General features: G+C 60.2%; 16 protein-coding genes. 7 read left to right on the top strand and 9 right to left on the bottom strand.

All coding sequences use genetic code 11. The features are described 5' to 3' along the window. Nucleotides 1-164: 164 nt before the first annotated feature. The gene (mgtE, locus tag ACT53S_RS16575) at nucleotides 165-1,577 is read left to right on the top strand and encodes a magnesium transporter (protein ID WP_113378862.1); all 1,413 of its coding nucleotides are present in this window, start codon (nucleotides 165-167) and stop codon (nucleotides 1,575-1,577) included. A 67-nt stretch (nucleotides 1,578-1,644) separates the two neighbouring features. Continuing rightward, nucleotides 1,645-2,031 carry a MerR family transcriptional regulator gene (locus ACT53S_RS16570; RefSeq protein WP_113378836.1) on the top strand — a complete coding sequence of 129 codons (387 nt, stop codon included), beginning with the start codon at nucleotides 1,645-1,647 and terminating at the stop codon, nucleotides 2,029-2,031. A gap of 19 nt (nucleotides 2,032-2,050) precedes the next feature. On the opposite strand, the gene ACT53S_RS16565 is transcribed toward ACT53S_RS16570, so the two are convergent. The 3 genes from ACT53S_RS16565 to ACT53S_RS16555 form a co-directional block, all read right to left on the bottom strand. Then, complete coding sequence (locus ACT53S_RS16565; protein WP_476067786.1) at nucleotides 2,051-2,527, bottom strand: methyltransferase family protein; 477 nt, start codon at nucleotides 2,525-2,527, stop codon at nucleotides 2,051-2,053. A 14-nt stretch (nucleotides 2,528-2,541) separates the two neighbouring features. Next, nucleotides 2,542-3,534: a heparan-alpha-glucosaminide N-acetyltransferase gene (locus tag ACT53S_RS16560; protein ID WP_476067785.1), complete on the bottom strand. Its 993-nt coding sequence runs from the start codon at nucleotides 3,532-3,534 to the stop codon at nucleotides 2,542-2,544. A 138-nt stretch (nucleotides 3,535-3,672) separates the two neighbouring features. After that, nucleotides 3,673-4,365 (bottom strand): DUF599 family protein, encoded by a 693-nt coding sequence (locus ACT53S_RS16555; RefSeq protein ID WP_113378834.1) that lies wholly within the window; start codon nucleotides 4,363-4,365, stop codon nucleotides 3,673-3,675. A gap of 591 nt (nucleotides 4,366-4,956) precedes the next feature. Here ACT53S_RS16555 and ACT53S_RS16550 point away from each other — a divergent pair. From ACT53S_RS16550 to ACT53S_RS16535, 4 genes are all read left to right on the top strand, one after another. Continuing rightward, nucleotides 4,957-6,357 (top strand): L-serine ammonia-lyase, encoded by a 1,401-nt coding sequence (locus ACT53S_RS16550; protein ID WP_476067784.1) that lies wholly within the window; start codon nucleotides 4,957-4,959, stop codon nucleotides 6,355-6,357. A 161-nt stretch (nucleotides 6,358-6,518) separates the two neighbouring features. Then, entirely contained in the window at nucleotides 6,519-6,956 is a 438-nt protein-coding gene (locus tag ACT53S_RS16545) for a DUF1489 family protein (RefSeq protein ID WP_476067783.1), read from the top strand. Nucleotides 6,957-7,150: 194 nt separating this feature from the next. Further along, nucleotides 7,151-7,699: a tyrosine-protein phosphatase gene (locus tag ACT53S_RS16540; protein WP_476067782.1), complete on the top strand. Its 549-nt coding sequence runs from the start codon at nucleotides 7,151-7,153 to the stop codon at nucleotides 7,697-7,699. An 857-nt stretch (nucleotides 7,700-8,556) separates the two neighbouring features. Continuing rightward, nucleotides 8,557-8,727 carry a transposase gene (locus ACT53S_RS16535; protein ID WP_160143170.1) on the top strand — a complete coding sequence of 57 codons (171 nt, stop codon included), beginning with the start codon at nucleotides 8,557-8,559 and terminating at the stop codon, nucleotides 8,725-8,727. A 266-nt stretch (nucleotides 8,728-8,993) separates the two neighbouring features. Here ACT53S_RS16535 and melA (ACT53S_RS16530) read toward each other — a convergent pair whose 3' ends face one another. From melA (ACT53S_RS16530) to melA (ACT53S_RS16505), 6 genes are all read right to left on the bottom strand, one after another. Further along, nucleotides 8,994-10,364, bottom strand: a complete 1,371-nt coding sequence (gene melA / locus ACT53S_RS16530; RefSeq protein WP_476067781.1) for an alpha-galactosidase — start codon at nucleotides 10,362-10,364, stop codon at nucleotides 8,994-8,996. A 21-nt stretch (nucleotides 10,365-10,385) separates the two neighbouring features. Then, complete coding sequence (locus ACT53S_RS16525; RefSeq protein WP_142068791.1) at nucleotides 10,386-12,056, bottom strand: ABC transporter ATP-binding protein; 1,671 nt, start codon at nucleotides 12,054-12,056, stop codon at nucleotides 10,386-10,388. 10 nt (nucleotides 12,057-12,066) lie between these two features. After that, nucleotides 12,067-13,185: an ABC transporter permease gene (locus tag ACT53S_RS16520; protein WP_142068793.1), complete on the bottom strand. Its 1,119-nt coding sequence runs from the start codon at nucleotides 13,183-13,185 to the stop codon at nucleotides 12,067-12,069. Continuing rightward, nucleotides 13,182-14,195: an ABC transporter permease gene (locus ACT53S_RS16515; RefSeq protein WP_142068795.1), complete on the bottom strand. Its 1,014-nt coding sequence runs from the start codon at nucleotides 14,193-14,195 to the stop codon at nucleotides 13,182-13,184. Before ACT53S_RS16515 ends, ACT53S_RS16520 begins: the two co-directional genes overlap by 4 nt. Nucleotides 14,196-14,266: 71 nt before the next feature. Then, the gene (locus tag ACT53S_RS16510) at nucleotides 14,267-16,354 is read right to left on the bottom strand and encodes an ABC transporter substrate-binding protein (protein ID WP_142068797.1); all 2,088 of its coding nucleotides are present in this window, start codon (nucleotides 16,352-16,354) and stop codon (nucleotides 14,267-14,269) included. Between the two features lie 173 nt (nucleotides 16,355-16,527). After that, a complete protein-coding gene (gene melA, locus ACT53S_RS16505) occupies nucleotides 16,528-18,000 on the bottom strand; it encodes an alpha-glucosidase/alpha-galactosidase (protein WP_142068799.1) in 1,473 nt (490 codons plus the stop codon). Nucleotides 18,001-18,192: 192 nt separating this feature from the next. Between melA (ACT53S_RS16505) and ACT53S_RS16500 the strand changes: the two genes are divergently transcribed. After that, nucleotides 18,193-19,089 carry an AraC family ligand binding domain-containing protein gene (locus ACT53S_RS16500; RefSeq protein WP_476067780.1) on the top strand — a complete coding sequence of 299 codons (897 nt, stop codon included), beginning with the start codon at nucleotides 18,193-18,195 and terminating at the stop codon, nucleotides 19,087-19,089. Nucleotides 19,090-19,157: the final 68 nt, after the last annotated feature.

Genomic DNA, 19,157 nt, shown 5'->3' with positions numbered 1-19,157 from the left:
AGGGGGCGCCCGGGCGCTCGGGCTGGGCTCGCGGCGGAGGCTAGCAGCAAGCGTCGGGCTTTGCACCGTCCTTGTGCCTTTCGGCTATCTGATTGTTGACATAAGGATTTTTGCCGCCATTCTCCGACGGCGAACCAGGCTTTGTGGCAGGCGAGGGCGGGCAGATGACAGAGACCGATGAGGATATCCTCGATCGCCCGGCGGCCGACGAGGTCAATGCCGATATCTACGACGACGAAGGCTATATCCGCCACGACTTCCTGACCATGGTGGGGGCGGCGATCGCCGACCGCGACGTGCTGTTCCTGCGCCAGCACGTGGCCAAGCTGCACGAATCGGAACTCGGCGACCTGATCGAGGCGATCCAGCCCGATCAGCGGCTGGCGCTGGTGCGCCTGCTCGGCGACGATTTCGACATGACGGCGCTGACCGAGGTTGACGAAGCGATCCGTATGCAGATCGTCGACCAGATGCCGAATGCGCAGATCGCCGCTGCCATCGGCGATCTCGATTCGGACGATGCCGTCTACATCCTCGAGGACCTCGACGACGAGGACCGCGAGGAAATTCTCGCCCAGCTGCCGTTTACCGAGCGGGTGCGCCTGCGCCGCGCGCTCGATTATCCCGAAAGCTCGGCTGGCCGGCGCATGCAGACGGAGTTCGTCGCCGTGCCGCCGTTCTGGACGGTCGGCCAGACCATCGACTACATGCGCGACGAGGAGGATCTGCCGGAGAGCTTTACCCAGATCTTCGTCATCGACCCGACCTTCAAGCTGCTCGGTGCCGTCAATCTCGACGCGATCCTGCGGACCAAGCGGCAGGTGAAGATCGAAACCATCATGCATGAGACGAACCACTCGATCCCGGCCGAGATGGACCAGGAAGAGGCGGCTCAGCTCTTCGAACAATACGACCTTCTCTCGGCTGCCGTCGTCGATGAAAACGAGCGGCTGGTCGGTGTGCTCACCATCGACGATGTGGTCGACGTGATCCAGGAAGAGGCGGAGGAGGACTTACTGCGCCTTGGCGGCGTCGGCGACGAAGAGCTCTCCGACAGCGTGGTCGAGACTTCGCGCTCGCGCGTGCCCTGGCTTGCGGTCAACTTGTTCACGGCCTTCGTCTCGGCCTCGGTCATTTCCCTCTTCGAGGCCACCATCGAACAGGTGGTGGCGCTTGCCATCCTGATGCCGATCGTCGCCGGTATGGGCGGCAATGCCGGGTCGCAGACCATGACTGTCACGGTGCGGGCGCTGGCCACCCGCAATCTCGATATTCACAACGCCTTCCGGGTCGTCCGGCGCGAAGCGGGCGTCGGTCTGATCAACGGCGTCGTCTTCGGCTGTACGGTCGGCCTGGTCGCCGGGCTCTGGTTCCAGGACTATTCGATCGGCGGGCTGATCACGACGGCCATGCTGATCAACATGTTCGCCGCCGCCATGGCAGGCATCATGATCCCGATGATTCTGAGCCGGGCCGGCGCCGATCCGGCCGTTTCCTCGGCCGTCTTCGTCACCGCCATCACGGATACCACCGGCTTCATGTCGTTTCTCGGCCTGGCGACCTGGTGGTTCATGTAGCTGTCGCAAAAATTGACTTGTACGTAAAAGTCAATATGATGTCCGTTCGCACAGGGACGAACCGGACGTGAAGAAGTATTATAGCATTACCGAACTGACGCGGGAATTCGGCGTTTCCACGCGCACGCTCCGCTTCTACGAAGACGAGGGTCTCATCCATCCGGAGCGACGCGGTCGCACGCGGCTTTACCGCGCTGCAGATCGCCGGCTCCTGCAGGAAATCCTGCGTGGTCGGCGCATCGGCTTCACCATCAACGAAATCCGCGAAATCGTCCATGTCTACAAGGAGCCGCCGGGCGAGATCGGTCAGCTCAAGCTGATGATGAAGAAGATCGACGAGAAGCGCGAGGAATTGCGCCAGAAGCGGCGTGACATCGACGAAACCCTGACGGAACTCGATCAGGCCGAAGAAGCCTGTCTGACCCGCCTCGTCGAGATCGGTGTCGGCACCTGAGCTGACCGGATTGTCGCGCTCAAATCCAGCGCCGCGTCCGCTTGCAGTAACACTCGTAGTCGAAGCCGAAGCGTTGCTCGAGGTGCTGTTCCTCGCAGCGGATGATTGACCATTGCGCCGTTATCGCCGCGAGAAGCGCGGCGGGCAGGAACCAGGCGCTTGCGCTGATCAGGCCTACGGATACCGTCAGCAGCGTATAACCCAGATAGATTGGATTGCGCGAAAAGCGGAAGGGGCCGCAGGTCACGAGATGGCGGGCGCATCCCGTGCCGAGCACCGCCGTCTGGCGCTCGATCAGGGTTTTCACGGCCCAGAGGTCGAGGCTCACCGCGCAAAGCGCGAGCGCAAATCCGAGGGCCGGCAGCAGCATCGGATTGGCAGCTGTGAGCGGCATGGGCGCTACCAGCCGCTCGGCCGTAATCGCAAGCAGGATGGCGCCGCCATAAATCAGTGGGGGCCAGGGATAACGCAGAGGCTTCGCACGGTAGGCATTCATGATGAATTTCCCCGTCACGGCGTGGTCTGGACCTTGGCCGTGCATTCGGAGGCCAAAGTCAGAATACGCTCATCCTGATCCGGCAAGATTGTGCCAGACTGGAGGGGTTCCAACAGGTTCTGGGCCTGCAGTTTCTCCAGGGTGCAACTGCAGAAGGCCTGACAGAGCGCCGGCGTATTGCCCTGTTGCGCACAGGCCGGTTCACAGCTGCCGATATAGGATTGCACCGGATCCGGCGCCGGCGGCGGCACGATCTGGCTCACCGCGAAGACGAGGGCGATCAGGACGGGCTGATGCAGCAGATAGATGGTCAGCGAATGCCGTCCACCCCAGCGCAGCCATCGCGGCCCGTCCGGCAGGCGCGACAGGCGCGCGAGCAGGCCATAGTCCACGAGCAGGCGGGCGACCGCAATCCCGATCAACAGCGCTCCGATCCAGGGAAAGAGCGGCACATAGTCGTTCGAGCGCGGCAGTTGCTCCGACAATCCGGCGAACCAGAGCCACGGTGTGTCGAAAATGGCGGATCGGTAGAACGCCGGCAGGGCAATGGCGCCCGCTGCGGCCGCGAGCGTCACGATGACCGGCATGCGCAGGAAGAGCAGTCCGATCAGGCTCGCCAGGGCGATCGAATGCAGGATGCCGAAGAAGATCCACGCGTCCGGCGTGAACCACAAGGTTGCTGCCGAGATCGCCAGCGCCGCTGCCAGAATTACGGCGAAGCGACGCAGGAAGGCGTTCAGCCGGAGCGATGGATAATGTGCCAGAACAAGGCTGAAACCGGCGAGAAACAGGAAGGTCGAGGCAATCGAACGGGCATAGAGCCGCAGAAAGCCGCCGGTTGATGTGCCGGGCGCCAGATAGCCGAAGAATTCCAGATCCCAGCTGAAATGATAGGTCGCCATGGCGATGAGCGCGAGGCCGCGCAGGGCGTCGAGCCAAAGCAGCCGTGGCCTGCCTCGGGCAGGCTCTGCCGGCGGAGCGGCGGTGTCCGGAATGCTGTCTGGCACGCGTCATCCTCTCTGGTCGTTCCCGGCCGCGTCGTCTGCGGGCTGCGCTAGGGGCGGTGCCTCCAGATGAAAGGCGGCGATTTGATGACCGCTGGTCCTTTGTCCCCGATGTCCTCGCCGCTCTTCCTTGTCTCCCGGTCAGCCCTCCGGGTCGGTCAAGAGAGCGAGCCGGGCCTCGGAGAAGAACTGTCGCCGGATCAGGACGATGAAGACGACCGTGGAGGACAGCATGAAGATCCAGGGACTGACGAACCAGCCGAGATAGCCGATCGAATAGAAGATCGCCCTCAGCCCCATGTTGAAGTGGCTGGCGGCAATGATGTTCATCTGGATGGTGCGTTCGGCGGCAGCCCGGGCGCGGGCGGGGTGCTGCCGGGCCTCGTCTGCCATCGGAATGGCACCGAACAGGATCGTACAATAATTGAACAGCCGGTAGGACCAGCCAAATTTGAAAAAGGAATAGGCGAAGAGCGCGATCAGCCCGCACACCTTGAGTTCAAAGGTCGCCCGCCCGCCCTGCATGATGAACGGAATGTCCTTGAGAATGGCGTCCACCTGTTCGGTGGCTCCGAGCAGTGCGAAACAGCCGCCGATGGCGAAGATGGTCGTTGATGCGAAAAAGGCGGTGCCGTTCTGCAATCCGCCCATGATCTGGGTGTCGATCATCTTGAGGTCGCGGTTGAGCGAGTTGAGGATCCATTCTCGTCGCCGGTCGGCCATGGCCTTGGTGAGGCTGGTCCGGGACAGAATGCGCCGGCTGCCGGTGATCCAGGAATAGGAAACCCACAGAAGGATGAAGAGGGTCATGGCGGCATAGTCGGCGACGGTCATGGAAACGATTCCCCCTTTCGGATGCTGGGCGGCATTATCTCGGGCTTCGGCTTCTCCACAACGGAAATTAACCAATCTCAAGCCTTTGGCCCGAATTGAGGCAGCGTGAAGTCCCGCCGTGTTAACAATTGCATTGGTATCCTATTGAAATTTCACATATCCATGCATCTGGCGCATGCCTGTGTCGCAAATTGCGTCATGCTTTTGCCATTTTTGCAGTTGCGAAAGGCGCCAGGGTTTAATACATGATAAGTCATAAAGCGGTCGGGGGACGGCTTTAAACACCACGTGACTTCCTTTGGAGTTTCCATGGAAAGCAGTTTCCAGAAGTCGTGCTGGGGTGTTACGTTTCGCGCTCTGATGGGTTTCGCCGGCGTCCTGTGCCTGGCCTATCTTTTCGGAAGCATCTGACATCCTGCATGCAATTCTTTCAAACAGCGCGGCCGTCCCGGTCGCGCTGTTTGCGTTTCAGCCTCCCGTGGCCCATATCCGTGATGTCGCGGCCATGAAAGCCGATGTCGATTGCGGGGCGCATTCGTGTTACGCGATGCACTAGCCTCCGGGCTTTCAGGACCGCATGCGAGGAGCCCCATGTTTCTTTCGGTTTTCGACGTGTTCAAGATCGGCGTCGGCCCCTCGAGTTCCCACACCATGGGTCCGATGACGGCGGCCAACCGGTTTCTCGATCTCATCCTCTCCGACCAGTGGCCCCGTCCGGCGGGCGCGCATGTCGCGGCGTTGAAGGCCAGTCTGCACGGATCGCTCGCCTATACCGGCATCGGTCACGGCACTGGCAATGCCGTCATCATCGGCCTGATGGGGGAGGCGCCCGACAGTGTCGATCCCGACCGGATGGAGACGATCATCGCCGAGGTCGAACGGACTGGCCGCGTGACGCCGCCGGGCCATCCTTCCTATATCTTCCAGCCGAAGGACGATCTGGTCTACGACAAGAAGACGCCGCTGTCTGGTCATGCCAACGGCATGCGGCTCTCGGCACTGGACAAGGATGGCCGCGTCCTGCTGACCCAGATCTATTACTCCATCGGCGGTGGCTTCGTCGTGACCGATACCGAGCTTCTCGCGATGCAGAAGCAGAAGAAGCAGGCCTCCAGCCAGAAGGTGCCTTATCCCTTTGCGTCAGCGAAGGAGATGCTCGCCATGGCGGCTTCTTCCGGGCTGACGATTGCCCAGATGAAGCGGGCGAATGAAGAAGCGGTGCGATCGCGGGAGGACCTGGATGCCGGCCTCGATCGGATCTGGGATGCGATGGCAAGCTGTATCGACCGCGGCCTTCGTCAGGAAGGTCAGTTGCCGGGTGGTCTGAAAGTGCGCCGTCGGGCGAAATCTATCCACGACAAGCTCCAGGAAGAATGGCGCTCCAATCGCCTCAACCCTGTTCTCGCCAATGACTGGCTCTCGGTCTATGCCATGGCCGTCAACGAGGAAAACGCCGCCGGCGGACGGGTCGTCACCTCGCCCACCAATGGTGCTGCCGGCGTCGTTCCGGCGACGATCCGCTACTACCTGCATTTCCATCCCGACGCCGACCAGGACGGCATCCGCGACTATCTGCTGACGGCCGCCGCCATCGGCGGGATCATCAAGCACAATGCCTCGATCTCGGGCGCGGAAGTCGGCTGTCAGGGCGAGGTCGGCTCGGCCTCAGCCATGGCCGCCGCTGGTCTCGCCGCCGTCATGGGCGGCACGCCCGAGCAGATTGAAAACGCGGCGGAAATCGCCCTCGAACACCATCTCGGCATGACCTGCGACCCGGTTGCCGGCCTCGTCCAGGTGCCCTGCATCGAGCGCAACGCGCTCGGCGCCGTGAAGGCCGTCACCGCCGCGTCCCTGGCGTTGAAGGGTGACGGCGTGCATTTCGTCCCGCTCGATGCCGCGATCGAAACCATGCGCCAGACCGGCAACGACATGAACGAGAAATACAAGGAAACCTCGCTCGGCGGCCTGGCTGTCAACGTCGTCGAATGTTGATGCGGGCAGGGGCTAACCCTGTCCCGACCCGTCTCTGCCGTCATCCTCGGGACAAGCCCGAGGATGACGCGGTGTCCAGAAAATCACCGAAACTGTTGAGCACATCAGCGCTGCGACACAGCGGCCCTTGACCCGTCGCAGGGACAGGCTATCTCGGTGGCATGGCACTGCATCTCCTCAAGCTCTGCGTCGGAGCCGACTCGATCGACGATTTGCGCGACTGGGTCGCCGAACGCTGCCTTGTTGCGGTCGCAGCGGGGCTTGAGCCGCATTCCTCGCATGTGACCCGCATGGTCCCCAAGCGCATGGAAGAACTGCTCGATGGCGGTTCGCTCTACTGGATCATCAAGGGCCAGCTCTCGGCCCGCCAAAAGCTTCTCGACATCAAGACATTCACCGGCAGTGACGGGATCACGCGCTGTGAGCTGATCCTCGGCCCCGAGGTCATCGAAGTGGCGCCGGCGCCGCGCCGTCCTTTCCAGGGCTGGCGCTACCTCGATGCGGATACGGCTCCGCGCGATCTCGCCGCATCCGGCGCCAATATCGAAGACATGCCTGACGATCTGAAGCGGGAGCTGGCGGAACTCGGCCTGCTGTGAAACAGCCGGTTCACACGAAGCCGTCATGGATCAACTCGCTTTGGCGTTTTGATCGCTGCGCCATCCAAACGCCTGAATCGCTGCGCAAGGTCTGTCTCGTAACCGAAGGGCGGGGCTTGCTCTTGATTGGAATTGATGGACTGCCTGACGCTGGACAGGTGAGGGCGCGCGCACGCTTTCTCCGGTGGAGATTGGTGCGCGGTGTTGGGCTGACGATTGCCGCTCTGGGGCTTTCGTTCGGTGCCTATGTCGGCATCCTCATTCTCTCCGGCAATTTCCACGAGGTGGTCCCGGGCCGCTTTTATCGGTCGGCCCAATTGTCAGGGGAACGGCTCGGCGCCGAGATCGACCGTTACAAGATCAAGACGGTGATCAATCTGCGGGGCGCAAACGCTGGCAAGGCGTGGTACGACAACGAGGTCGCTGCGACGGCCGCGCACGGCGCCACCCATATCGATTTCGGGATGTCCGCCCGGAAGGACCTGACGGCCGAGCGAACCCAGGAACTGCTCGCCATCCTCGAAACTGCGCAGCAGCCGATTTTGGTGCACTGCATGTCCGGTGCGGACCGGACGGGACTTGCCTCCGTCATGTTCCTGCAGCAGGTGGCGGGCGTCGACGAGGAGGTGGCCGAATGGCAGCTTTCGCCGCTCTACGGTCACATCAACCTTCCCTTCCTTGCCGCCTATGCCATGGACGATACGTGGGAGAAGCTGGAAAAGGTGATCGGCCTGGACAGCTGAAAGGTTCACCGGGTCTCGCATCGCACGCTTCCAATGCCACGAAGCAGTGTCTTTGCATGATAAAGCGTGCTAAGGCGCGGCGATGACCATACGACCCGACTTTTCGACCCGCGCCATTCCCGGTCCCGCTCCCTATGGACGGGCGGTCTTCGCCGTTGCCCCGATGATCGATCGCATCTACAAGCATTCCGTCTGAGCCCAGCTGGCAAACCAGCGCGGTGTTGCCAAGATGTCGTGACGGACCCCAGGTGGCCTGGTCCGTCAGGAAACATTTTGACCGATCAACGCTGGTTCAGGAGGTGCTGGGGCCCTCCGTTCTGACCTGGTGGCATGCGCACGGTCGGATACTGCGCTGACGCCCATGTCTTCACCGTGCTTCGCCTGTGTCTGGATGGCTGCCGAGAAGTTTGATCGCTCGGCCGCCAGCTCAACAGCCAGCCCACGCCGAGGGTCGGTCCGCGTTTTCCGGTTGGCGCTATCGTCAACCGGGCTGTATCGTCGCGGCTTGAAAACGCCGCGTAAAGCGTCACGTCTGTCGGCCCGCCCTCCGCTCTGGGAACATCACGGATTTGTCTGCCGCCCATCGTGGAAACTGGGCGTCGGTCCGGTGCAAGACACGACGGAACCTATCTTGCCGTTTCGCGCTTCAGCGAGCCGAGTGTCAAGCCATACAAGTGAATTGCGACGGCCGACGCATCTCCTTTGCAGAGAACGTGTTTTATGGCGTGAAGGGTGGTAAATTGTCGATGTGTTCTCCGTCGACAAAACCGCGATCGAAATCAGATCGCTTTAACCGCTCGTGTCACAGCCATTGTGGCATAATTTCACCGACCAGATCAGGCCGAACGTGCCGAAACTTGAAAGTCTCATGGACCGCCGAGCAGACCGTGCTCGCCTACACGACCTTCCCAAGGGCCGCTGGAACGAGCTTTACAGCACCAAATGCAATCCAAAGTCTCGGCGGCAAACTCAAGCAGCGCACAGAGGTCGTCGCCGGTATTTTTCCCGACGACGATGCCATCGTCTGACTGGTCGGTGGATTGCTCTTCGAACAGAACGCCGAATGAGCTGTCCAGCGATCCTGTTGCTAAACGTTGAAACCATCGCAACAGTGGGTTGATGATCCGCGTGTCAGCCTGCCAACAGCAGGCTGACACTTATCCGACCTTCTGGGATGAGCCGTGGCAACAAGCGACGCAGAATTGTGGGATACGATCCGGTAGTCTGCTGAATTGCTCCTCCTGGTGGGCGGGCCCTTCTGCAAGAGAAACTCAGAGTGGTTCAGATCGGCCGATCAGGCGGCCTGGACATTCTTCTGCACCCTAGCCCATTCCGGAATCCAGTCGCCATGGGCGGCCAGCAGGTCATCCGTCAGGGACCAGATCTGATCGAGATCCAGTTCGGCCGCCGTGTGCGGATCCATCATCGCAGCGTGATAAAGATGCTCCCGGTTTTCGGTCATCAGCGCCGCAACCGTCAGCTCCTGCACATTGATGTTGGTGCGCATCAGTGCCGTCAACTGCGGCGGCAGGGCGCCGATATAGGTCGGCTGGATGCCGTTCTCATCGACCAGGCATGGGACTTCCGCAGCACAATTGTCCGGCAGCGATGTGATGCAGCCATTGTTGCGCTGGTTACCGTAGATCACCGAAGGTTCGCCGGTCCAGACGGAGTTCATGATCGAGGATGCATATTCCTTGGACTGCGTGACCTCGATCTTGTCGGCCGACCGATAGGCAGCCGCCTGGCCTTCCCATTTTTCAACCTGCTCGATGCAACGCTTGGGATATTCATCGAGCGGAATACCGAACTTCTCGATCAGGTCCGGACGGCCTTCCTTGATAAAATAGGGCGTATACTCGGCGAAATGTTCAGAGCTTTCCGTGACGAAATAGCCGAGCCGGGTCAGCATCTCGTAGCGCACCTTGTTCGGGCAGCGCGGGTTCCAGGTAGGTTTCGGCGCCCGCCCTTCGCGGTAACCGCGCAGGAGATCCGGATAGAGATCGCGATAGGAGCCGTCGGCCTGACGATGCTCGAACTTTAGGAAAAAGGCCATGTGGTTGATGCCGGCAGAGCGGTAACGGATCTCCTCGTAGGGAATATCCAGATCATGGGCGAGCTCCATGGCCGTCCCCTGCACGGAGTGGCACAAGCCGACCTGCTTGATCTCAGGGTATTTCTCAGAGATCGCCCAGGTGTTGATGGCCATCGGATTGACGTATTGCAACAGGATCGCCTCGGGGCAGACCTGCATCATGTCTTCGCAGATGCGCCAGAGATGCGGCACCGTGCGCAGACCTCGCATGATGCCACCGACACCGAGCGTATCAGCGATCGTCTGGCGCAGCCCATATTTCTTGGGAACCTCGAAGTCCGTCACGGTGCACGGTTCATACCCGCCGATCTGGAAAGCCACGACGACGAAATTTGCGCCCTCAAGGGCTTTGCGCTGGTCGGAATGCAGCTCGACGGTGGCCTTGACGCCCAGCGTCGAAATCAGCTTCCCGACAACGACCGAGCTCTCCTCCAGGCGCTGCGGATTGATGTCCATCAGCGCGATCTTTGCCCCTGACAGTGCCGGACGCTGCAGAACGTCGCCGATGATATTCTTCATGAAGACCGTCGAACCGGCGCCGATGAAGGTGATTTTGGGTTGTCTCGTCATAAATGATGCCTCGTCTGTGAATTATGCGGCGACTTCGAATGCGGCTCTCACGAGCCGTTCGGTATAGGCGGTCTTGGGATGGGACAGGACGTCCTCAACCGGTCCTTCTTCGACGATCCGGCCGTGCTGCATGACCACGACGCGGTGGCATAGTGCACGCACGACCTTTAGATCGTGGGAGATGAAGAGATAGCTGAGGCCTTTCTCGTCCTGCAGCTTGCGCAGCAGGTCGATGATCTGCGCCTGGACGGAGAGATCCAGTGCGGATGTCGGTTCATCGAGCAGAATGAATTCCGGCTCGAGGGCGACGGCGCGGGCGATCGCGATGCGCTGGCGTTGGCCGCCAGAGAACTCATGCGGGAAACGCCCCAGGATATTGGTCGGAAGGCCGGCGCTCGCCAAGGCCTCCCGTACCCGGTCCAGCCGCTCGTTGCGGGTGGCGCCGAGCCCATTTACGATCAGCCCTTCCTCGATGATTTGGCCCACGGACATACGCGGATTGAGCGACGAGAACGGATCCTGGAAAACGACCTGCATACGCGAGCGCAGCGGTCGCATCTGCTCACGGCTCCTGGTCTCGATCGACTGACCGTCGAAGAAGATCTCGCCACCCTCGACCGCCTGGAGGCGGACCAGGGCCTGGCCGAACGTCGTCTTGCCGGAACCGGATTCGCCGACGAGGCCTAAGGTTTCGTGGCGATGAAGCTTGAGATTGAGGCTGTCGACCGCAACCAGCTCCTTCAGCTGCGGCTTGAAGAAACCGCCAGCCTTCAGCATGAAGGACACCCGAACATCCCGCCCCTCCAGAATGGTGGCAGAGCCGGCCGGCATCGGATTGGCCTTTCCGCTCGGTTCGGAGGAAAGCAGATGGCGCGTATAGGGATGCTGAGGACTGCGGAAGAGCTCGGCTGTCGTGTTGTGCTCCTTCACCTCACCGCTCTGCATGACATAGACATAATCAGAGAACTGCCGCACGACGGTCAGGTCGTGGGTGATCAGGATCACGGCCATGCCGAGTGTCTTCTGCAAGTCCCGGATCAGGTTGAGGATCTGCGCCTGCACCGTGACGTCGAGCGCCGTTGTCGGTTCGTCCGCGATCAGCACATCCGGATTGTTGGCCAGCGCCATGGCGATCATCACACGCTGGCGCTGGCCGCCGGACAACTGGTGCGGATACTGGTTAATCCGCGATTCCGGGTCTGGTATCTGCACCTGGCGCAACAGTTCGAGCGTGCGTTCCTCGGCTTGTCTGTGGCTCATTTTCTGATGCACCCGGATCGCCTCAATGATCTGCGCGCCGATCGTGTAGACCGGGTTGAGAGAGCTCATCGGCTCCTGAAAGATCATCGAAATCCGGTTGCCCCGCAGCGCCCGGCGCTGCCGGTCGGAGAATTTCAACACGTTCTGGCCGTCATAGGCGATGCTGGAGGCCTTCGAGATCGAGGCGCGCTTGGTCAAGAGCCCCATGACCGCCCGGGCCGTGACGGATTTGCCCGAGCCGGACTCGCCCACCACGGCGATTGTCTCGCCTCGATAGAGCTGGAACGACACGTCCTTGACGGCTTCCACTTCGCCGTTTTCGACCTTGAATGTCACCGCCACATGACGCGCGTCGATGATCGGTTTGCCGATGACGGCTGCGTGGTCATGCCGTTCTTCGGGGGCGAGTTTGCTAATGTCGACAAGTGCCATGGTCCGCTCCTCAATAGGGGTCGATCGCGTCGCGCAGACCGTCACCCAGCGCATTGAATGCAAAGACGGTGATCAGCACGAAGGCGACGGGCGAGAGGATCCAAGGGTAGGACCCGATGACGGAATAGGTGGCAGTATCCTGCAACATGAGGCCCCAGGACATCAGCGGTGGCTTCACCGCAAACCCCAGGAAGCCCAGAAAGGACTCCAGAAGCACGACGCTCGGGATCGCGAGCGTCACCGATACGATCACGTGGCTCATCACATTCGGAAAGATGTGCTGGAAAATGATGCGTCTGTCGGTCGCGCCGATTGCCATGGCGGCCCGTACATATTCGATGCGCGCGAGCGCCAGCGTCTTGCCGCGCACCTCGCGTGACATCTGTGCCCAGCCGAGCGCCGACATCACGAAGATTACGAAGGCCAGGAAGACATGGGTGGGCGCTGTCACCGGGATCAGTGAGGTGAGCGCTAGGTAGAGCGGCAGTTGCGGGAAGGCGAGCACCAGTTCCACGAAGCGCTGCATCCAGGTGTCGAAGCGTCCACCGAAATAGCCCGACACCATGCCGACAGTGGTCCCGATGATCGTCACGATGAAAACGACCGTAAGTGCGATCATCAGAGACACACGAGAACCGTGCAGGATGCGCGACAGCACATCTCGCCCGAACTTGTCGGTGCCGAGAAAATTGACCGGCGTGCCGTCCACCGCCCCGAAGAAATGGCGATCGGTTGGGATCAGGCCGAGGAGCTTATAGGAAAAACCCTTGACGAAGAAACCGAGATCAACGGGATTGGCATAATCGGGGCCGATGATCGGCTGGAAGGTGATGGGATCGAGTTCCGTGCCTTCTCCGAGCTTGTACGTGCGGGGCCAGACGAGAGAGCCGTCCTGGTCCGTAATGCTGATCGTCTGCGGTGCGGCAAATGCAACACCTGTCAGCTTCGGGTCCACGGGGGAGATGAACTCGGCGAAAATCGTCATCAGCATCAACAGGCAGACAAGGACCAGCCCCGTCATCCCGGTCCAGGATCGCTTCAGGCGCCGCCATACAAGTGCCTGATAGGTTTCGCTGTGATGAGTTTCGGTGGCCGTATTGATCGCGGCGGGGCGGACATTGGCGTTCATGCGTGCGCTCCCCCACCCAGACGAACACGTGGGTCAAGCAGAGCCAGCAGCATGTCGGCGATAATGTTGCCGACAATGAGCGTGGCCGAAAGAACCAGCATGAAGGTTGCAGTGACATAGACGTCGCCCACCCACATGGACCCGACAATGGCGGGGCCGACCGTCGGCAGCGCGAAGATGATCGCAGTCTCGATTTCGCCCGTCAGCATGTAAGGCAGGACAACGCCCTGATACATGACCAGCGGATGCAGCGCGTTGGGCACGGCATGGCGCATGATCACCCGGCCCTCGCTCAGTCCCTTGGCGCGGGCAGTCTCGACATATTGCGCGTTCAGCGTATCAAGCAGATTGCCGCGCATGACCCGCATATTGTAGGCGAGCCCGCCAAATGTGGCGATGGCGATCACCGGCCAGACATGTTTGAGAAGATCAACGAACTTGTCCCAAGACCACGGCGCACCGCCGTATTTCGCCGAATGGAAGCTGTTTATTTCCGTCACGTTGAAATGGAAGACCAGGATGTAGACGATGATCAACGCCATAAGGAAGCGTGGCACGGTCATGCCAAGGAATGATATGCCCGAGAGCAGGGTATCGACCCAGGTATATTGGCGCGTGGCCGCGAGAATGCCGAAGGTGATGCCGATGATGGAGGCTAGGATATGGCAGACAAGCGCCAGTGCCAGCGTGCGCGGCAGCCGTTCGCCCACCACTTCGGATACCGGCTTGTTGTAAAAGAGGCTATGGCCGAAATCACCCCGGGTGAGTATCCCGGTCACCCAGTTTACATACTGGACGACCATCGGCTTATCGAGCCCGTTGGCAACCCTGTAAGCTTGTGCCTGGGCATCCGCCTGTTCGAAGGACGCCCCGCCCTGGTTGATCATCTGCGAGCGGATGTAGTCGCTATAGTCACCCGGCGGAGCCTGGATGATTGCAAAGGTGACGACGCTAAGCACGAACAGGACGGGTATGGCTGACGCGATGCGCACAAGCAGAAATCGGAACATGGCTGTTGGGTTCTCTTGTGTGTTCGGGGACATCGGGCCGCGCGAAAGCACGGCCCGACGGGAGGCGTGGATCAGTTGATCGGGCCAGTCTCGCCCGGCTTGCCGGGAAGCTGCTGCGGGAAGAGCTCGAAATCGCCCTGCTTGTCTGCAGCCACATACATCCGCTCACGGATCACGGTGTCTTCCGCCCAGTTGAACATGAAGATCGGAGCACCCACCGGAACGTTGGAGAAGCGCTTGTTGATGATCAGAGCACCTGGATATTCGGTCAGACCAACCGTATCGACATTCTCGGTCGCGATCTTCTGATACTGCTTCATCAGGTCGGACCGTTCTGCATTGTCCTGCGAGGCGATGAACTTGTTGACGATGGTCACCATGTCCTTCTCATACGGCAGAAGGTCAACGGAACCGTCGGTGCCTGCGCGGTGATGCCAGCTGGTCCGTGGCCCGGTCGGGGCAAGCTGGGTGGTGCTCTGCACGACGGATGTCAGCTCCGGATCGTTGCGGCGGATCGTCCAGTCGAACTGCCCGGCATAATGCGCATTGTCCTTCTTTACACCGTCGAGCGAATTCAACGTGACCTTCAGGCCCAGCTGCTCCATCTGTCCGATGACGCCTTCGGCGAGATTGCGGTCGGTCCCGTAATCGCTGTTGCTCAGCAATACGATCTGGACGTCCTTGCCACCCTCGGTCCCCTCGGGGAAATTGACGAAGCCATTGCCATCCGTGTCCTTCAGACCCACCTTTTCGAGAAGAGCCTTTGCACCCTCGAGATCGAAGGGATAGTAGACGGTCGACGCGCGGTCGTAGAAGCTGGTCCCCGAGGACAGGCCGCCCGGATAAATCGCCGTGAACGGCCCCTTGACCAGGGAGTCACCGATCTTCTTGCGATCGAGCGCCATCGTGACGGCCTTGCGGAAGTCCGTGTTGCGGTTCAATTCGCGCACCGCCTGGGCACGTCCGTCCGGGTCGCCCCAGCCGTTGCCGGACATGTTCATGCGCAGATTGTAGCCGATCAGCCGCGCACCGAAGGCGAGACGTGCCGGTGCTGTTTCCTGAGCTGCCCGCTTTAGCGACTCGACGAAGTTTTCAGGCTGCTCAAGATTGGAGAAATCGCCAGAACCTGCAATTGCCTGCACGTCGCGGTCGGCCCAGGTCGACAGCTTGTAGTGCATTTCGTTGATGTAGGGCAGCTGCTGGCCGTTCTCGTCAACTTTCCAGTAATAGGGGTTGCGGCGCAGGACGATGATGTCGTCGGGCCGATAGGAGACCGGTACCCAGGCGCCCATGACCGGAATGTTCATGAACTCGGCCGGGAAGCCGTTCTTGTACTGATCGTAGGTTACATCCTTGTTGTATTTCGGATGCTTGGTCTTCAGGATATGCGCTGGGCCCGGGCAGAACGTGCCATAGGCCATGGAATAGAGATACTGCCGGGGGAAAGCCTCCTTGAAGGTCCATTCCACCGTATAATCGTCGATCGCCTTGAGCTGCGTCCCTTCGCCGAAGGTTTCGGGCGTGGCCCCATTGAGCGGCGATACGTTCGGATCGACCACATTGTCGTCCCAGTAGAACATCACATCTTCCGAGGTGAAGGGGACGCCGTCAGACCACTTGGCGCCTTCGACCAGATGCATAGTCAGCTTGTGACCGTCTTCGGACCATTCCCAACTGCGCGCCAGGTTCGGCAGCGGCTCGACATCCTTGGCTTCGACCTGGAACAGGGGAGCCGTGCGGGTCAGGCATTCGGACATGGCGATGTCGATGCCGCCCCAGCCCTGAGTCTGGCCGGCGGAGTAATTCCAGCCCTCTGGTCGTCCGCCGATGACATGACGCAGGGTGTCGCCGTAAACACCGACCCCGTCCGGCATGTTGCCGGTCTTGAAGACCATGGGTTCTTTCGGCAAACGTTCCGCAACCGGGGGCAACTTGCCCGTCTTGACGAATTTCTCGGTCACCCAGTCCGGCTCGTGATATTCAGGCAACGCCTTGAATTCGAGAATGGAATCTCTGGGAACATAGGTGATCTTGCCCTGGGCCGGGAACGGCGGCGGTTCAGGCACCTCGGTCGGTTCGGACGCCACAGCGCCGATGGCAAAGCTGGATACGCCCAGTAGAAGGGCAGCGGTGGATCTCAGATATCGGTAACGTTTCATTGTCGTTGTCATCCCTCATGCTCCAGACCACCCGGAATGGGCGGCTCTCCTCCAAAAAGCACCCGGCTTGGCGACAGCATGCCGCCGACCGGAGGAGAGGGCGAAACCTCGCCCAACTCCCCGACCCGGCTCCTCCTCAAAAAGCCGGTCGGAATTTCACGTCATATCCAGACTCAGCCCGCCGGCTGCAGCTTTCTAGCTTCCTTCTCGGCCCGCAATTCGTCGATGGACCGCACCTCGCGACGGGCCACGCCCTTCCAGTCGCGGGTCTTGACGGTCGACCGGCTCAACCTTTCCTTTGCAGCAGGAACGGCATGCGCATATTGCGGGAGCCATTGCGCCTGGGCTACAACCATCTCGTCGACCATCTGCCACACCTCCTCCGGCGTGCAGATTGCACCGACCAGCGGATCATGCAGGACGGCCAGCTTCAGGAGATCAATGTCACCGGAAATTGCCGCATGAACCGACATGCGCTGGACATTGATTGACGAGATACAGGTTGCCGCACAGGCTTCCGGCAGCGTGATGCCGGCCACCATGTTGATGCCGAAACGATCGACGAAACCGGGTGACTCGATGATCGCGTCCGACGGCAGATTGGTGATCACGCCGTTGTTCTTCACGTTGAAATGGCCGCGATAGACACGCCCCGTCTCAAGCGCCTCCAGGATATGGCTGGCATGTTCATTGGACCGACGTGCCGGGTCGATGGACTTTCCGGCATCTTCCAGGAATTGCGGAAACTCCGTCTCGAACCAATTGCGGGTTTCCGTCGAGTAGCGCAGATAACCGCCGGTTTCGCCATGGATCCAATCGGACATGTCGATCCAGCGACCGATTTCGTCCGGCCGCTTGCGATACCAAGGCAGATATTCCGACAAGTGACCATTGCTTTCAGTGGAATACACACCGAAACGCTTCAGCACGTCGATCCGCAGTTTTTCCTGTTTCGAGAAGACTGGATGCGCTTCGAAGGCAGCGACCAGCTCGTCCTTGCCAATCCGGCGTCCCTTTAGACGCACATCCACGAACCACGTCTGGTGATTGATACCCGAGCAGATGTAGTCGAGTTCGCCTTCACCAGCGCCCAGGATTTCAGCGATCTGTTCGGCCCCATGCTGGACCCCGTGGCAAAGGCCGATCGTGTCGACCTTGCCGTATTCGATCGCGGCCCAGGTGTTCATCGCCATCGGATTGGCATAATTCAGGAACTTGGCGCCCGGCTCGGCCAGTTCGCGAATATCCTTGCAGAAATCCAGGATGACAGGGATGTTGCGCTGACCGTAGAGAATGCCGCCCGCGCAGATCGTATCGCCGACGCACTGATCGACGCCGTATTTGAGCGGAATGCGGATATCATCCGCATAGGCCTCAAGACCACCGACACGCACGCAGCTAATGATGTAGCGCGCCCCCGCGATCGCTTCGCGGCGATCGGTCGAGGCAGTGACTTTCGCGGGCAGATGGTTCGATTGCACGATCTTGTCGAGGATCGCCTTGATCATCGAGAGATTGTGCTCGCTGACATCGGTCAGGGCGAATTCGACATCGCGAAACTCCGGTACGCACAGGATGTCGGTGAAGAGTTTCTTGGTGAAGCCGACGCTGCCGGCACCGATAATGGCAATCTTAAAGCTGCTCATGCTGTCCTCGTGGTTTCTCAGGAGGTTGGCATCGCGACAAAGGGTAAAATCAGCGCACGGGATCTCGATCGCAGATGCGATTTAATATCCCAACCTCCTCTCCCTAGATGCCGCTCCAACCCGGTCATCTTGCAATGTTGAGCGTTATTATGCGTATATTGGGCTCAGCCACTAGAGAGGTATTGTGCTTTTATGGGTAATTCTATGCTCAAGGCGCTGATGGACGGCGGGCCGTTCATGCGTACCGTTTCCCTGCCACGGGGACGGCATAACCTGCACACGATGCCAACCAGTACGGGTTACGAGATCCGCACCGGGACAAATTATGATTGGGATGGTCGGAAACGCGGACAAACACCATTCACCGTGTTGCAGTACACGATCTCAGGCTCCGGTAATCTGCGCTACGAAAATCGAACCTACAGGGTAGGCCCAGGAGAAACGCTTCTTGTCATCGTGCCGCATAATCATCGCTACTGGCTGGAGCGCGACGGAAAATGGGAGTTTTTCTGGATTTCCATGAATGGGCAGGAGGCGCTGCGGATTCATCAGGCCATCCTGGCGGCGACCGGGCCCATCCTCAACCTCAAGCCAGAAACAGTCGAAAGTTTGGCGAATTGTTCGTGGCGGCTGGCCACAGGCGGTGCAGACGCTCCGGGCAGTGCGTCGGCCATTGCCTATGAAGCTGCGATGCTGCTTTACGACGACGTTTTCGGTTCGCATCCCGTGGTAAGCCACGAGTATCGCGCTATGCAGCACGTGATCGATCACATCATGGCCAATCTCGATCGTCCGCTGCCGGTTCCGAAACTTGCTCAGCTATCCGGCCTCAGCCGGGCGCATTTCTCGCGCGTATTCGCAGAAAGCGAAGGGATGCCACCGGGCGAATTCGTTCTGCAGAAGCGCCTGCAGAGGGCCACCAAACTCCTCACCGTGGAGCCTCAACTCTCCGTCAAGGAAGTCTCCATGATGACCGGTTTTGAAGATCCAAACTATTTTGCGAAGGTCTTTCGACGCTATTTCGGCGCAAGCCCGACAGAGTTTAGGACAACCGGGATGTATTCGAGTATCGCGGTGAGGAGTCGCTAATGCGTTTCAGCGTCCTGCACGAGAAATGTCTGGTTGCAGGCAAGGTAGAACGCGTACACGCCTAAAGA

This window comes from Allorhizobium sp. DMC15, from assembly GCF_056314065.1.
The sequence above is the reverse complement of the archived record's forward strand: the minus strand, read 5'-3'. Positions and strand labels throughout refer to the sequence as shown.

Coding starts and splice junctions, on each gene's coding strand:
- ACT53S_RS16510 (WP_142068797.1), bottom strand. CDS start 16,354: ATGAAACGTTACCGATATCTGAGATCCACCGCTGCCCTTCTACTGGGC.
- ACT53S_RS16500 (WP_476067780.1), top strand. CDS start 18,193: ATGGGTAATTCTATGCTCAAGGCGCTGATGGACGGCGGGCCGTTCATG.
- ACT53S_RS16520 (WP_142068793.1), bottom strand. CDS start 13,185: ATGAACGCCAATGTCCGCCCCGCCGCGATCAATACGGCCACCGAAACT.
- ACT53S_RS16525 (WP_142068791.1), bottom strand. CDS start 12,056: ATGGCACTTGTCGACATTAGCAAACTCGCCCCCGAAGAACGGCATGAC.
- ACT53S_RS16550 (WP_476067784.1), top strand. CDS start 4,957: ATGTTTCTTTCGGTTTTCGACGTGTTCAAGATCGGCGTCGGCCCCTCG.
- ACT53S_RS16515 (WP_142068795.1), bottom strand. CDS start 14,195: ATGTTCCGATTTCTGCTTGTGCGCATCGCGTCAGCCATACCCGTCCTG.
- ACT53S_RS16545 (WP_476067783.1), top strand. CDS start 6,519: ATGGCACTGCATCTCCTCAAGCTCTGCGTCGGAGCCGACTCGATCGAC.
- melA (WP_142068799.1), bottom strand. CDS start 18,000: ATGAGCAGCTTTAAGATTGCCATTATCGGTGCCGGCAGCGTCGGCTTC.
- ACT53S_RS16565 (WP_476067786.1), bottom strand. CDS start 2,527: ATGAATGCCTACCGTGCGAAGCCTCTGCGTTATCCCTGGCCCCCACTG.
- mgtE (WP_113378862.1), top strand. CDS start 165: ATGACAGAGACCGATGAGGATATCCTCGATCGCCCGGCGGCCGACGAG.
- ACT53S_RS16555 (WP_113378834.1), bottom strand. CDS start 4,365: ATGACCGTCGCCGACTATGCCGCCATGACCCTCTTCATCCTTCTGTGG.
- melA (WP_476067781.1), bottom strand. CDS start 10,364: ATGACGAGACAACCCAAAATCACCTTCATCGGCGCCGGTTCGACGGTC.